This window comes from Serratia sp. CY76391 (assembly GCF_052166695.1).
In the GTDB taxonomy this organism is placed as follows: domain Bacteria; phylum Pseudomonadota; class Gammaproteobacteria; order Enterobacterales; family Enterobacteriaceae; genus Serratia; species Serratia nematodiphila.
Genome location: NZ_JBJNOJ010000007.1, coordinates 131725 through 146439, shown reverse-complemented (window position 1 = coordinate 146439; position 14715 = coordinate 131725). Strand labels below are relative to the sequence as shown.

The 14715-nt window shown below is 61.1% G+C and carries 13 protein-coding genes; 6 read left to right on the top strand and 7 right to left on the bottom strand.

The features are described 5' to 3' along the window. Nucleotides 1-507 precede the first annotated feature (507 nt). Complete coding sequence (locus ACJ8PN_RS13985; protein ID WP_004937283.1) at nucleotides 508-1242, top strand: GntR family transcriptional regulator; 735 nt, start codon at nucleotides 508-510, stop codon at nucleotides 1240-1242. Nucleotides 1243-1322: 80 nt separating this feature from the next. Then, a complete protein-coding gene (locus ACJ8PN_RS13980; RefSeq protein WP_004937285.1) occupies nucleotides 1323-3491 on the top strand; it encodes a YgiQ family radical SAM protein in 2169 nt (722 codons plus the stop codon). 64 nt (nucleotides 3492-3555) lie between these two features. Here ACJ8PN_RS13980 and ACJ8PN_RS13975 read toward each other — a convergent pair whose 3' ends face one another. The 3 genes from ACJ8PN_RS13975 to yqhD all read right to left on the bottom strand — a co-directional run bounded on the left by ACJ8PN_RS13975 (nucleotide 3556) and on the right by yqhD (nucleotide 6575). Beyond that, nucleotides 3556-4161 (bottom strand): transglycosylase SLT domain-containing protein, encoded by a 606-nt coding sequence (locus ACJ8PN_RS13975; RefSeq protein ID WP_004937286.1) that lies wholly within the window; start codon nucleotides 4159-4161, stop codon nucleotides 3556-3558. A 141-nt stretch (nucleotides 4162-4302) separates the two neighbouring features. Next, entirely contained in the window at nucleotides 4303-5127 is an 825-nt protein-coding gene (gene dkgA, locus ACJ8PN_RS13970) for a 2,5-didehydrogluconate reductase DkgA (protein WP_004937289.1), read from the bottom strand. A 284-nt stretch (nucleotides 5128-5411) separates the two neighbouring features. After that, on the bottom strand, nucleotides 5412-6575 hold the full coding sequence (gene yqhD / locus ACJ8PN_RS13965) for an alcohol dehydrogenase (RefSeq protein ID WP_048325475.1): 1164 nt from the start codon (nucleotides 6573-6575) through the stop codon (nucleotides 5412-5414). 226 nt (nucleotides 6576-6801) lie between these two features. On the opposite strand from yqhD, the gene ACJ8PN_RS13960 reads away from it, so the two are divergent. Next, entirely contained in the window at nucleotides 6802-7689 is an 888-nt protein-coding gene (locus tag ACJ8PN_RS13960; protein WP_156866316.1) for an AraC family transcriptional regulator, read from the top strand. 7 nt (nucleotides 7690-7696) lie between these two features. On the opposite strand, the gene ACJ8PN_RS13955 is transcribed toward ACJ8PN_RS13960, so the two are convergent. Next, nucleotides 7697-8725: a zinc-dependent alcohol dehydrogenase family protein gene (locus ACJ8PN_RS13955; protein WP_171454778.1), complete on the bottom strand. Its 1029-nt coding sequence runs from the start codon at nucleotides 8723-8725 to the stop codon at nucleotides 7697-7699. A gap of 108 nt (nucleotides 8726-8833) precedes the next feature. Here ACJ8PN_RS13955 and ACJ8PN_RS13950 point away from each other — a divergent pair, with 108 nt between their 5' ends. Beyond that, complete coding sequence (locus ACJ8PN_RS13950) at nucleotides 8834-9754, top strand: LysR substrate-binding domain-containing protein (protein ID WP_442535014.1); 921 nt, start codon at nucleotides 8834-8836, stop codon at nucleotides 9752-9754. 10 nt (nucleotides 9755-9764) lie between these two features. On the opposite strand, the gene ACJ8PN_RS13945 is transcribed toward ACJ8PN_RS13950, so the two are convergent. Together ACJ8PN_RS13945 and metC are read right to left on the bottom strand one after the other, a co-directional pair. After that, a complete protein-coding gene (locus ACJ8PN_RS13945) occupies nucleotides 9765-10427 on the bottom strand; it encodes a DedA family protein (protein WP_004937300.1) in 663 nt (220 codons plus the stop codon). 145 nt (nucleotides 10428-10572) lie between these two features. Beyond that, nucleotides 10573-11769, bottom strand: a complete 1197-nt coding sequence (gene metC / locus ACJ8PN_RS13940) for a cystathionine beta-lyase (protein ID WP_004937302.1) — start codon at nucleotides 11767-11769, stop codon at nucleotides 10573-10575. Nucleotides 11770-12200: 431 nt separating this feature from the next. Between metC and exbB the strand changes: the two genes are divergently transcribed. Beyond that, a complete protein-coding gene (gene exbB / locus ACJ8PN_RS13935; protein ID WP_171454776.1) occupies nucleotides 12201-13181 on the top strand; it encodes a tol-pal system-associated acyl-CoA thioesterase in 981 nt (326 codons plus the stop codon). A 3-nt stretch (nucleotides 13182-13184) separates the two neighbouring features. After that, nucleotides 13185-13607: a TonB system transport protein ExbD gene (gene exbD / locus ACJ8PN_RS13930; RefSeq protein ID WP_004937307.1), complete on the top strand. Its 423-nt coding sequence runs from the start codon at nucleotides 13185-13187 to the stop codon at nucleotides 13605-13607. Between the two features lie 57 nt (nucleotides 13608-13664). Here exbD and ACJ8PN_RS13925 read toward each other — a convergent pair whose 3' ends face one another. Continuing rightward, a complete protein-coding gene (locus ACJ8PN_RS13925; RefSeq protein WP_015379068.1) occupies nucleotides 13665-14708 on the bottom strand; it encodes a LacI family DNA-binding transcriptional regulator in 1044 nt (347 codons plus the stop codon). Between the last annotated feature and the right edge of the window lie 7 nt (nucleotides 14709-14715).

The window sequence follows — 14715 nt, the reverse complement described above, 5'->3', positions numbered from 1 at the left end:
AAATGAGGGCGGTATCCGCCTTATCGGGTGAGGCACGTCGGCCGCACGGCGCCAATGAGTGTAGTCAAAGAGTGGGTCTGCAGCGGGGTTTGGCGAAGCGGGAACCTTTCTATTTGCCGACATCGATCCGGTTCGCCCACCGCGAGGGGATCCTGTGATGCGGCGATGAGCAGTGAGCAGGCTATCCATTAGCTACGTTGCTTATTCTCGGCCGTTTGTGCTGACAGTATAGGCCCGCTACCGACCATCAAGGGTATCCTTTAGGGCTGGCAGCGGGTTTTTTATTGTTTTTAAAGTGGGTCCCTGGTGTTGGTGCGATTGATGTATCAACATCAATAAGCACAGATTACGCGCGATCTAGATCCAATGAAAGTCCATTAGGCAAAAATTGTGATGCCACTCTGAAAACATTAGCGATATTTTAGTTAAGGTGAGGGGCTTATCGCCGGATCGGCGATAGGATAAAAACGAAATCCAGACAAATGGCATAGGTAAGAGGGCGGGCGAATGACGGATTTTATGGCCTGGCTGCGTGGCCATCTGGCCCAGGGGGCGGTAGCGCCGCGTTATATTCAGCTGGCGACGGCGATAGAAACCGCGATCAGGCAGCAGGTGTTGGCGGCGGAGGCATTTCTGCCGCCGGAACGGCAGATGGCGGAAGGTTTGGCGCTGTCGCGTGTCACCGTCAGCAAGGCGATGAAGCTGCTGGAGGAGAAGGGGCTGATTTCGCGGCAGCAGGGCGTTGGCACCCGCGTGGCGATGCGCATCGGCTATTCCCTCGATAAGGACAGCGGGTTTACCGCTCAGGCGCTGCGTCATGGCAGCCGCGTCAGCAATCGATGGCTGCTGCGCACCCGAGTCGGCGCGCCGGCCAAGGCCGCGGCGGCGTTGGGGCTGGCGGAGGGGGATGAAGTGATCAAACTGCGGCGGTTACGCTTGCTGAACGGCAGCCCGGTCTCGCTGGAAACCACCTATATACCACCGCGCTTCTTGCCCGAACCGGCGCAGCTGGAACACTCGCTGTATGCGTTATGGCAATCGCGCGGCATCGTGCCGGAGGATAAACACTTTCTGTTGAAGGCGGTGTCCTGCAGCGACGAGGTCGCCGAACTGCTCAACGTGCCGTGCGGCGCGCCGTTGTTGCACATCATCCAAACCAGCCGCAACGCTCAGGGTGAGGCACTGGAGTTCAGCGATATCTTGTGCCGCAGCGACGTTTATGAATTCGAAGTGAACGGTTAGCGAAATAACCATGCTCTTTTTGCCACTAGTGCGTATAATCGCCGCCCGGCGATTAATTAACCTGTAAAAAGAGCAGCAGAATGAGCACCACCAGCCTGATCCAACCCGATCGTGAACTGTTTTCCTATAAGCCTTATTGGGCCGAATGTTTTGGCACCGCGCCGTTTTTACCGATGTCGCGGGCAGAGATGGATCAACTGGGCTGGGACAGCTGCGACGTGATCATCATCAGCGGCGACGCCTACGTCGATCACCCAAGCTTCGGCATGGCGATTATCGGCCGCATGCTGGAAGCGCAGGGCTTTCGCGTCGGCATCATCGCGCAGCCGGACTGGAGCAATAAAGAAGACTTCATGCGGTTGGGGAAACCGAACCTGTTCTTCGGCATCACCGCCGGCAACATGGACTCGATGATCAACCGCTATACCGCCGATCGCAAACTGCGCCACGACGATGCCTATACCGCCGGCAACGTCGGCGGCAAGCGGCCGGATCGCGCCACCCTGGTCTACAGCCAGCGCTGCAAAGAAGCCTATAAAGACGTGCCGATCGTGCTGGGCGGCATTGAAGCCAGTCTGCGTCGCATCGCCCACTACGATTACTGGTCTGATACCGTGCGCCGCTCGGTGCTGGTGGACTCCAAAGCCGACATGCTGATCTACGGCAACGGCGAGCGTCCGCTGGTGGAAGTGGCGCACCGTCTGGCCGCCGGTGAGAAGATCGGCGATATCCACGATATCCGCAATACTGCGGTGATGCGCAAAGAAGCGCTGCCGGGTTGGAGCGGCGTGGATTCCACCCGCCTCGACAAGCCGGGTCGCATCGAACCTATCCCGAACCCGTACGGCGAGGATCTGCCGTGCGCCGACGGCGCCAAGCCGAAAGAGCCGGAAGCCAAGCCTGTCACCGTGCGCGCCGCCAAACCGAAGCCGTGGGAGAAGACCTACGTGCTGCTGCCGTCCTTCGAGAAAGTGAAGGGCGACAAGGTGCTGTATGCGCACACCTCGCGTATTTTGCACCATGAAACCAACCCAGGCTGCGCCCGCGCGCTGATGCAGAAACACGGTGACCGTTATGTGTGGATCAACCCGCCGGCGATCCCGCTGACCACGCCGGAGATGGACAGCGTCTTCGCCCTGCCTTATCAACGCGTACCGCACCCGTCCTACGGCCAGGATCGCATTCCGGCCTATGACATGATCCGTTTCTCGGTGAACATCATGCGCGGTTGCTACGGCGGCTGTTCGTTCTGTTCGATCACCGAGCACGAAGGGCGCATCATTCAGAGCCGTTCGGAAGATTCGATCGTTCGCGAAATCGAAGAGATCCGTGACAAGGTGCCGGGCTTTACCGGTGTGATCTCCGATCTGGGCGGCCCGACCGCCAACATGTACATGCTGCGTTGCACCAACCCACGCGCTGAGCAGACCTGCCGCCGCGCCTCGTGCGTGTATCCGGAGATCTGCACCTATATGGATACCAACCACGAGCCGACCATCAAGCTTTACCGCCGCGCGCGTTCGCTGGAGGGTATCAAGAAGATCCTGATCGCCTCCGGGGTACGTTACGATCTGGCGGTGGAAGATCCGCGCTATATCAAGGAACTGGCGACCCATCACGTTGGCGGCTACCTGAAGATCGCGCCGGAGCACACCGAAGAAGGCCCGCTGTCGAAGATGATGAAACCGGGCATGGGCAGCTATGATCGCTTCAAGCAGCTGTTTGATCACTATTCGAAGCTGGCGGGCAAAGAGCAGTATCTGATCCCATACTTTATCTCGTCGCACCCGGGCACCCGTGATGAAGACATGGTGAACCTGGCGCTGTGGCTGAAGAAGAACCGTTTCCGCCTCGATCAGGTGCAGAACTTCTATCCTTCGCCGATGGCCAACTCCACCACCATGTATTACAGCGGCAAAAACCCGCTGAGCAAGGTGGGGTACAAGAGTGAAGACGTGGTGGTGCCGCGCGGCGATCGCCAGCGCCGCCTGCATAAGGCGCTGCTGCGTTACCACGATCCGGCCAACTGGGCGCTGATCCGCGCCGCGCTGGAAGAGATGGGCCTGAAGCACCTGATCGGCAGCCGCCGCGATTGTCTGGTGCCGGCGCCGAGCATCGACGAGCAGCGCGAAGCGAAACGGCTGCAGCGCCATACCCGGCCGGCGCTGACCAAGCATACCGATATCAATCGGCAGCGCACGCCGTCCAACCGGCCGCCGCGCAAACCGATTCGCAAAGCCAAGCCGTAACGGCCGCACCGCGTGCGTAAACAAAAAGGAGAACCCGAGGGTTCTCCTTTTTACTTTTAGAGCGTCACAGCTGCTCGTAGGCGGCTTCCACTTTCATCAAATGGCGCGGCGCCTGCGGCGCGGGATGGTATTTGCGCACGTGCCAGTTAAAGGCCTCCGGCGACAGGTTGTTGATCATCGCGATCGCCTGCTGACGGTTGCTGGAGAAGGTGCGCAGCAGCGCGCCGGTGCCGTTGACGTAGGCGATGATGGTGGCGTAGCGCAGCGTGACGGGATTGGCGATCCCTTTAAGCTGTTGTTTTTGCAAGGTGGCCAGATAGGCGGCGCCAAGATCGATATTGGTGTCGGGATCCCGCAGGTCATCGTCGTCCGGGCAGCCGCGTTTGCCTTTGTAGCGATAGGCATCGCAGCCGGCGGTATCGGCTTTCAGCTGCATCAGGCCGATCGCATTGGATCTGCTCACTGCGGAAGGGTTGAAGCCGGACTCCACCTGGATCATGGCGGTGATCAGCTTGGCGTCCACGCCGTATTCGCTGGCGGCGTCTTTAATGGCGCTGTCGAAGGCGTGGCGATCGTAGCTGACGCGCTGTTTCTTGCCGGCGCAACCCGCCAGCACCAGCATGATGCAAAGCATGCCCAGCCGTGACCCGTGTGAGAAAGAAAATTTCATGGTGCTCCGTGCTTGTCTGTTTTTTTAACGGCGTGAACCGGCGGCTGGAGCCTCCGGCGTCGTCATCATAACGTCAGGCGGCGCAAGGGAGCAATGTGCGGGAAGGAAAAGCCCCCTCCGGCCGGAGAGGGCTTGAGGGGGTTACAGGGTATCCGGATCCGGCCCCAGGCGGTTGCCGACGTCCAGCTTGGCGATCTCGCCCAGCTCGTCCTTATCGAGTTTGAAATCAAATACCTCGAAGTTTTCGCGGATACGCGACGGCGTGACCGATTTCGGGATGACGATAAGACCGCTGTCCAGGTGCCAGCGCACCACAATCTGCGCCGGGGTTTTCTCGTATTTCTCGGCCAGCGCCTTGATCAGCGGCTGGTCGAACACGCCTTCACCGCCTTGCGCCAGCGGGCTCCAGGATTCGGTGGCGATATGGTGCGTGGCGTTCCAGGCGCGCAGCTGGCGCTGTTGCAGCAGAGGGTGCAGCTCGATCTGGTTGACGACCGGCGCCACGTTGGTTTCATCCAGCAGGCGCTGCAGGTGCGGCGTATGGAAGTTGCATACGCCGATGCTTTTCACCAGGCCTTGCTCGCGCAGTTTGATCAGCTCGCGCCAGGCGGAGACGTATTGATCCTGCTGCGGGCGCGGCCAGTGGATAAGATACAGATCCACATAGTCCAGCTTGAGTTTTTCCAGGCTGGTTTCCAGCGCCGCCAGCGGATCGCCCTGATCGTCGTTCCACAGCTTGGTGGTGATGAACAGGTCGCTGCGCGGCAGCGAGCTGGACTGCAGCGCGGCGCCGACGCCTTCCTCGTTCTTGTAGATCGCGGCGGTGTCGATGGAGCGGTAACCGATCTCCAGCGCTTTGCTCACCGCGCGGGTGGTCTCTTCAATACTCGCCTGCCAAACGCCGAGACCCAACTGCGGCATCAGATTACCATCGTGGAGTTTGATGATGGGTTGTTGCGTTGTCATGCGCATCTCCTTGTGTACGGATTGCGGCGCCTGCGGCGCCGAAACGGCTATAGATAAATTCTAGTTGGCAAAATGGGCGGTTGCCGGGTTTGCCAGCCTAATTTCAGCGGTGGCGGGAGGGCTATTTTCTCCCCGCTCTCCCTGCGAATGAGCGGTAAGACGAGTGGTGCGAAACGATCGGCGGCGCTGAAGCGCCCGACTGCGCCCGGTGATCGGCCGGGCGCAGGATGCGGCGAAAATGGCTGGCGGAGACTAAAGCCTAGCAAAAAATCGCCGTTTTGCGATTAACGCGCCGCTTCATAAATGCGGCGGCTGACGTCCAGGGTGATGTCCTGATGCTCCCCCAGGGCGGTCATACCGTGCTGATGGAGCTTGTCGAGCAGCGCCGGAATGCTGCTGCCGTCGAGCTGATAATCCGCCATGCGGGTCGGCACGCCCATCTGCTCGAAGAAGGCGCGGGTGGCGGCGATGGCGCCGTCGATGCGGCTGTCTTCGCTGCCTTCGCGTAGGCCCCAGACGCGGTCAGCGTACTGCAGCAGTTTTTCGCGCTTCTGCGCTTTCTTCTCGTGCAGCAGCGCCGGCAGCACGATGGCCAGCGTTTGCGCGTGGTCGAGATCGTGCATGGCGGTCAGCTCATGGCCCAGCATGTGGGTCGCCCAGTCCTGCGGCACGCCGGCGCCGATCAGGCCGTTCAGCGCCATGGTGGCGCTCCACATCACGTTGGCGCGCACCGCATAGTTCTCCGGCTCGGCCAGCGCGCGCGGGCCGTCTTCCAGCAGGGTCAACAGCAGGCCTTCGGCGAAGCGATCCTGCACCTTGGCGTCGACCGGATAGGTCAGATACTGCTCCAGGGTGTGCACGAAGGCGTCGACCACGCCGTTGGCGATCTGGCGCGGCGGCAGCGAGTAGGTCACCACCGGATCCAGCACGGCGAAGCGCGGCTGCACCAGCGGTGAGAAGAAGTGCTGCTTGTCGCCGCTGCTTTTGCGGGTGATCACCGCGCCGCTGTTGGACTCGGAGCCGGTGGCCGGCAGCGTCAGCACGCAGCCCATCGGCACCGCGTCGGCGATGTGGCTGCCGACGGTCTGCAGAATGTGCCAGGCGTCGCTGCTGGCGGTATAACGGGCGGCGGCGGCGATGAACTTGGTGCCGTCAACCACCGAACCGCCGCCGACCGCCAGCAGGAAATCGATGTTTTCCGCTTTCACCACCTCGACCGCTTTCATCAGCGTTTCGTAGGTCGGGTTCGGCTCGATGCCGGAGAACTCCCGCACGTCGCGGCCGGCCAGCGCGCTATGCACCTGATCCAGCACACCGTTTTTCTTCACGCTGCCGCCACCGTAGGTGATCAGGATGCGCGCGTTAGCCGGGATTTGGCTGGCCACTTCGGCAATTTGCTCCTTGCCGAACAGGATTTTGGTTGGGGTATGCAGAATGAAGTTGTGCATGGTTGATTTCTCTCTTTCTGTCAGGCGGGCGCCAAAGCGGCGCAAAGGTGTCTGGCCCGTATTGTCAGGAACCGGGCGGCAACGCACAATGCACATTCCTGTTTGGTTCTTGCCTATTCCTACAAGTCACTGTAGAAATGGCGAGTTTTAAATTATGATTTATGCCGAATCGTTCTGACTGTAAGAGGGTGTTTCCGTGATTGAAATCGATGCGCTGCGCAGCCGCATGGCGCGCCAGGCGATGGCTATCGCCAGCGGCAACGGCTACACGCCGTCGCCGGTGCCGCGGGTGAAGATTTTGTATGTCGATCGCCACAGCCCGCGTCAGCCGGTGATGTATGAACCGGGGATCGTCATCGTTTTTCAGGGGCACAAGGTCGGTTATTGCGGCAATAAGAAGTTCCAATACGATCCGCGCAACTACCTGCTGATGACGGTGCCGCTGCCGTTTGAATGCGAAACCTTCGCCAGCCCGGAACTGCCGCTGGTTGGGTTGGCGGTCAATATCGATACCCAAATGCTGCAGGACTTGCTGATCGACATCGGTGATGACGACTACCTGATGCAACCGCGGGCTGAGAGCAACGGGGTGAACCTGGCGGAAATGACGGAAGAGTTGCTGTGCGCCACCGAGCGTCTGCTGGACGTGATGGCCAATCCGCTCGACGCCCGGGTGCTTGGGCCGCAGATCGTACGGGAGATTCTCTATTATGTGCTGCGCGGCGCCTGCGGCGCCTCGCTGCAGGAGCTGGTGAATCGCCATACCCACTTCAGCCAGATCGCCAAGGCGCTGCGGCGTATCGAACATCAGTATGCCGACAGCATCAACGTCGAGCAGTTGGCCAGCGAGGTCAACATGAGCGTCTCGGCGTTCCATCACAACTTCAAGGCGGTGACCAACACTTCGCCGCTGCAGTACGTGAAGTCGTACCGGCTGCATAAGGCGCGCCTGTTGATGGTTCATGACGGTCTGAAGGCCAGCACGGCGGCGATCCGCGTCGGCTATGAAAGCGCGTCGCAGTTCAGCCGCGAGTTCAAACGGCTGTTCGGCATGACGCCGAGCGATGAAGTCGCCCGGCTGCGCGAGGCCAACCCGCTGCTGCTGGAGGGCTGAGCCGCGTTTATGGGGTTAAGACGATCTTGCCGAATGGCCCGCGATCGAGGTGATCCAACGCCTGCGACAGCTGATCGAAGCGGTATACCTGGTCGATCACTGGCTGCAGGTTGACGGCGTCCACGGCGCGCACCAGGTCTTCCAGCGCGCGGCGGTGGCCGACGCCGATGCCCTGAATCACTGCGGATTTTAATAGCAGTGGGCCGGCGGGAGCGGAAATCTCGTTGCCTTCCAGGATGCCGATTACCGAGATGCGTCCTCCCACCGCCACGGCGCGCACCGAATTGCCGAGGTTGGAGCCGCCGACGGTGTCGATCACATGGTCGATGCCGCGATCCTGCGTCAGCGCATAAATCGCCTCCACCCAATCGCCGTCCAGCCGGTTGATGCCATGATTGGCGCCCAATGCCAGGGCTCGCGCCAGCTTTTCATCGCTGCCGGAGGTGACATAGACCTCCGCGCCGTGGGCTTTGGCGATCTGCAGCGCGAACAGCGCCACGCCGCCGGTGCCTTGCACCAGCACCGTATCGCCGGCATGCAGTTTGCCTTGTTCCACCAGCGCGAACCAGGCGGTCAGCCCGGCGCACGGCAGGGTGCTGGCCTGAGCATCGTCCAGCGACGCCGGCGCCGCTACCAGCCAGTCTTCATGCAAAATCACGTATTCCGCCAGCACGCCCTGATAAAAACCGCCGAGGGTGTGGTAAGGCACCCGGCGCGCATCGCCGTAGGGTTTTTGCTCGCCGTCGAGCCAACCGGGGCTGAAGGTGGAAATGACGCGCGCGCCGGGCTGAAAGCGGCTGACGCCGGGGCCGATGGCATCGACCTCGCCGGCCATGTCCGAGGCGGGCGTGAACGGCTGCGGCAGCGTGAGCCCCATGCCGCTTTCTATCATTAGTTTGTCACGGTAATTGAGTGAGATAGCCTTCACTTTCACTCTGATTTCGTGCGGACCCGGCTGTGGGATGGCGCTTGCGCTCAGCTGCAGGTGCTCACGCCCCAGGGCGCTCATCGTCCAGCGTTGCATTGTATTGGTCATGATGTTCTCCAAAGTCAGCGATTAACAGACCTGCCGATAATATCGTTGATGAAGGTTCGCCAGTGGCGATAAGATTTCCGCAGATTGTTTCTTTCAGAGCGACAAATCATGAGCGATCGGTTGAGCGGTATTTCGGTATTCGTTACCGCCGTAGAGGCGGGCAGTTTCGCAGTGGCGGCCAGTCGGCTGCATCTTTCGCGTTCGGCGGTCGGCAAAACTATCGCCCGGTTGGAGCAGCGGCTGGGGGTGCGGCTGTTTCATCGCACCACGCGTAGCCAGAGCCTGACCGACGACGGTGCGCTGTTCTACGAGCGCTGCCTGCGGGCGCTGGAGGAGATCCGTGGCGCGGAAACGCTGCTGGAGTCGGGGAAAAGACAGGTCAGCGGCCGGCTGCGGGTGTCGATGCCGGTGCTGTTTGGCCGCATGTGCATTGCGCCGCTGCTGACCGAACTGACGCGCGAGCATCCTGGGTTGGAGCTGGAGCTGTCGTTCAGCGATCGGGTGGTGGATCTGATTGAGGACGGCTTCGATATGGCGATCCGCAACGGTACGCTGGCCAACAGCAGCGGCTTGGTGGCGCGCCGCATCGGCGATCATCGTATGACGCTGTGCGCCTCGCCGGCCTATCTGCAGCGTCGCGGCGAACCGCACAGCATCGAGCAACTGGCGCAGCATGAGGCGGTGACCTATATGCGCGCCGGTGCGCGGCGCAGCTGGCGGGTGGTGGACGAGAACGGCGAGCCGCAGGAGGTGATGCCGAATAACCGGCTGCAAATGGACGACCTGCAGGCGATTGCGGATGCGGCAACGGCGGGGTTCGGCATCGCTTGGCTGCCGTGCTGGCTGGTGCGTGAGCAGTTGTTGAGCGGGGCGCTGGTGCGCTTGCTGCGCGATCGGCCGGGCGCCGCCTTTGAAGCGCATGCGGTGTGGCCGCACACGCCTCACCTGCCGCTGAAGGTGCGGCTGGCGGTGGATACGCTGGTGAGCAAACTGCCTGCCAGTCTGGCGTTGGTCGAGAAGGCGCTGTAGCGCGCCCGATTCAGGAAGAGGCGGCGCGTTTTTTACGCCAGATCACCAGCATGGCGCCCAGCAGGCCGACAAACAGCAGCAGCAGCGGCAGCAGCATCAGGCCGGTCATCACCTGGCTTTCGTAGCGTTTCACCAGAGGGATTTGGCTGAACGCGTAGCCGAGGCCGACCAGCGCGCAGACCCAGATCGCCGCGCTCAGCCAGTTGAACACCTGGAAACGCGAGCTGTTGAGCCCGGAAATGCCGGCCATGGTCGGCAGCAGGGTGCGCACGAAACCGAGGAAGCGGCCGATCAGCAGCGCCGTCAGCCCGTGGCGGTTGAACAGGTTGTGCGCGCGCTGGTGGTACTGTGCCGGCAGTTGCAGCAGCCAGCTCTTCACCAGGCCGGTGTGGCCCAGCCAGCGGCCCTGGATATAGCTCAGCCAGCAGCCGAGGCCGGCGGCGGCAGTCAGAATCAGCAGAGTGGGGGCAAAGCCCATCACGCCTTTGGCGATCAGCGCGCCCGACAGCAGCAGCAGGCTGTCACCGGGAAGGAAGGAGGCGGGCAGCAGTCCGTTTTCCAAAAACAGAGTGGTGAAAAGTACGGCGTAAACCACCCAAATTACGCTTGGATCGGCGAGGGCGATAAAGTCCTGCTGCCAAAGCGCATGAATAATCTCTCGTAATACATCCATTTTATGTCCTGTTGCATGCCGGTTGCGCCCGGGGTCACATTCTCCAGGATGCGGCGGTTACCGTATCTGACAGTTACCCGGTTAGTGTACCGCTAATAGCTTAAGCCGACATTAAACGAGACGAAGAAAATTATTGGAATCCGCCTTAGCGCACGCCGTTGAGGCGATCGAAGCCGGCCGCCAGATCGGCGATCAGGTCTTCGACGTTCTCCAGGCCGATATGCAACCGCACCAGCGTGCCGGAAAAATCGACGCCGCCCGCCGGGCGGATCGCTTCCAGTTCTTCCGGTTGGTTGGCCAGGATCAGCGACTCGAAGCCGCCCCAGGAGTAGGCCATGCTGAAGTGGCTGAAGTTGTCCAGGTAAGCGGCCAACTGCGTATCGTCCAGCCGTTCCTTCAGCACGAAAGAGAACAGCCCGTTGCAGCCGCTGAAGTCGCGGCGGTAGAACTCGTGGCCCTTGCAGCTCGGCAGGGCCGGATGATTGACCGTCGCCACCTCCGGCCGCGCCGCCAGCCAGTTGGCGACCTCGATGCTGCTACGTTCGTGCTGCTTCAGCCGCACGCTCAGGGTTCGCAGGCCGCGGCTCGCCATGTAGGCGGTGTCGGCATCCACCATCTGCCCCATCAGATAGGAGTACTCGCGCAGTTGATCCCAACAGCGCGCGTTGGCGACGGCGGTACCAAGCATGTAATCAGAATGGCCGATCAGGTATTTGGTGCCGGCCTGAATAGAAATGTCGATGTCGAAATCCAGCGCCTTGAACAGCACGCCCGCCGCCCAGGTGTTGTCTATCATGATCACCACTTCCGGCGCCACGGCGCGAATGGCCTGCACCATCGCCGGAATGTCCTGCACTTCCAGGGTGATGGAACCGGGGGATTCCAGGAACACCACGCGGGTATTGGGCTGGATCAGTTTGGCAATGTCTGCGCCGATCAGCGGATCGAAATAGGTGGTGCTGACGTTCATGCGGCCGAGGATATGGGTGCAGAAATCCTGGGTCGGTTCGTACGCAGAGCCGGTGACCAGCAGGTGATCGCCGGCGCCGACGAACGACAGGATCGCATTGGCCACCGCCGCCGCGCCGCAGGGGTACAGCACGCAGCCGGCGCCGCCCTCCAGCTCCACCATCGCATCCTGCAGGGCGAAGTGGGTCAGGGTGCCGCGTCGGCCGTAAAACAGCTCGCCGTGGGCGCGTTGCGCGGTGGCGTGTTTTTTGGCAGCGACGGAGTCGAAGACCAAAGAAGAGGCGCGTTGCGTGACGGGATTGACGGAGCCCTGGGTGTAGCGTTTGCCGCGGCCGGCGCCGATCAGCGCGGTTTCGATATGTTTTGACGTCATGGTACCTGGCTCACCTCTGGTTGCTCTGCACGTGCCCGTTTACGATAGCCCTTACGTTAACATGAGTTAATATAGCCATCCAGACGTTTTAACTTCCAGATATAGAAACGGCTATAATTGTCTGTCGGGCGTGCATTTCTCGCCTCATCCTTCTGCCGTGGTGCGAGAGAGAAGCCCATTCATCGGTCAAGACGCCGTTCGGCAGCGTGGCGTTGTTGCGTCGTTGTGGAAGAAAAGTAACGAAATCACCCTATAAAAGGGGCATTTGGCGGTGAACGGACACAGATTGGCGCTTTGTAACGGGGCTGGCTAAAATTTTCTCGTTTATTTGGTAAATAATAATGAGAACCACTATCAATCCCCGGTTGGTTTGATATGATCGCACGCTGAATTATTCCTTAATTTTGATCGGTAATGGGTGGAGGCACAGCGTGAAAACGGCTGGCAAGAATTTAAATCAAGGATCGTTCGGCCAGGGCCGGGCGCAGTGGGGCAAGGCCTTCGGCCGCAGCCTGATGGCATCTATGGTGCTGGTCGTTGGGCTGGCCGGCGGCGCGCAGGCCGCGCCGGCGAGCAATCCGGCCGTTGCCGAAAGCGTTGCGCCGACCACCGCGCCTGCACCTGCTGCAGCCGCCGCGCCGGAGAGCATCACGCCGGTGAACCCGGCGCCAACGATCCAGCCACCGGAAACCCGCGGCATGGACCTGTCCGTTTGGGGCATGTACCAGCACGCCGACGCGGTGGTGAAAGCGGTAATGATCGGCCTGGTGCTGGCCTCGATCGTGACCTGGACCATTCTGTTCTCCAAAGGCAGCGAACTGCTGCGCGCCAAGCGCCGTCTGCGCCGCGAACAGCTGGCGCTGGCCGAAGCGCGCTCGCTGGATGAAGCCTCCGAACTGGCGCAAAACTTCTCCCCGGAGAGCGTCAGCGCGGTATTGCTGAACGACGCGCAAAATGAGCTGGAGTTGTCTGCGGAATCCAACGACAACAACGGCATCAAAGAGCGCACCGGCTTCCGCCTCGAGCGCCGCGTGGCGGCCTACAGCCGCAACATGGGCCGCGGCAACGGTTTCCTGGCCACCATCGGCGCCATCTCGCCGTTCGTCGGTCTGTTCGGCACCGTGTGGGGCATCATGAACAGCTTCATCGGCATCGCTCATTCGCAGACCACCAACCTGGCGGTTGTGGCGCCGGGCATCGCGGAAGCGCTGCTGGCGACCGCGCTGGGCCTGGTCGCGGCGATCCCTGCCGTCGTTATCTACAACATCTTCGCCCGCGTCATCAGCGGCCACCGCGCGCAGGTGGGCGACGTGGCGGCGCAGGTCTTGCTGCTGCAGGGCCGTGATTTGGATCTGGCCGCGACGGCGGAAGCCAAGCGCTCACAGCACGCGCACCAACTGCGGGCGGGGTGAGTCATGGCGATGCGCTTAAATGAAGATCTGGACGACAGCGGCGAACTGCATGAAATCAACGTGACGCCGTTTATCGACGTCATGTTGGTGCTGTTGATCATCTTTATGGTGGCCGCGCCGCTGGCAACGGTAGATATCCGCGTCGATCTGCCGGCCTCCTCCGCCAAGCCGCAGCCGCGGCCGGAGAAACCGGTGTTCCTGTCGGTGAAGGCCGACAAGCAGCTTTACGTCGGCGATCAGCCGGTGAATGCCGATCAGCTGACTTCGGTGCTGGATCAACGCACCCAGGCGAACAAAGAAACCACCATCTTCTTCCAGGCGGACAAGAGCGTGGACTATGAAACGCTGATGAGCGTGATGGACACCCTGCGTAAAGCCGGCTACCTGAAAGTGGGGCTGGTGGGCATGGAAGGCGCCGCCAAATAGCGGGCTGATGAAACAGAAAAGGGCGCTTCGGCGCCCTTTTTTACTGATTCAGAGATATCACTCTTCGGCCAACAAAGCCCGGGAACCGGCATGGCGCCAGCGGATACGGCCCGGCAGATAAAGCGCGTTCTGTTCCAGCGGCCGCTCGTCGATCAGTGCGGTGACTTGGTCGAAGCTATGTTGCGCCAGCGCCCGGCAGTCCTGTGCGACCGTATCGATCTTCAGCGTCATGCAGTCGAACAGGTAGTGATCGTCGAAGCTGCACAGGTGGATGTCGCTCTCCATCAGCTGATGTTGAGTCAGATAACGCAATACCCCTTCCAACAGGCCGCAGGCGGCGGTAAACAGCGCTTTGGGTGGCCGCCCCAGCTGTGCGCAAAGCTGAGCGAACATCTCGTAACCTGAGCTGGGGTGATAGTTGCCGTTGATGATCCATTCCGGTTTGCACTCGATGCCGGCGCGCTGCAGGCCAAGCTGGAAACCGGCCAGCCGATCGCGGGTCGGCGAAATGCGCGGCTGCCCGCCGAGAAAATAGATCTCGTCCGGATGTTGGCGCGCGACCTTTTCCACCAGGTCGGCGGTCGAGTTGACCGAATCGGTGATCACCAGCGGCAGTTCGGAACCGGCGATCAGACGGTCCATCTGCACCACCGGCAGTCCGACATTGATCTTCTGGTATTCCGCGTCGTTTAGCTGGCTGGAGGCGACAATCAATCCGTCGACCTGCCGCTGCACCAGACTGTTCACCGCCATCATTTCCTGCGCCGGGTTTTCATCGGTACAGGCGATCAACAGCTGCAGCCCGGCTTCGCGGCACAGCGTTTCCAGCTCGCGCGAAATCACCGCAAAACCGTAGTTGGTCATCTCCGGCACCACCAACCCCAGCGTGTGGCTGCGGTTGGAGCGCAAAGAGCGGGCGTGGATGCTGGGCTGATAATGGTGTTCGTGCGCCAGCGCCAGAATGCGATCGCGGGTGTCGTCGGACACCCGGTATTCCTTGCTGCGGCCGTTCAGCACCAGGCTGGCGGTCGATTTCGACACCCCGGCCAGCGTGGCGATGTCACTGATGGTAATGCGTTTATTTTTTTTCACTGACGCCATCTGAAGT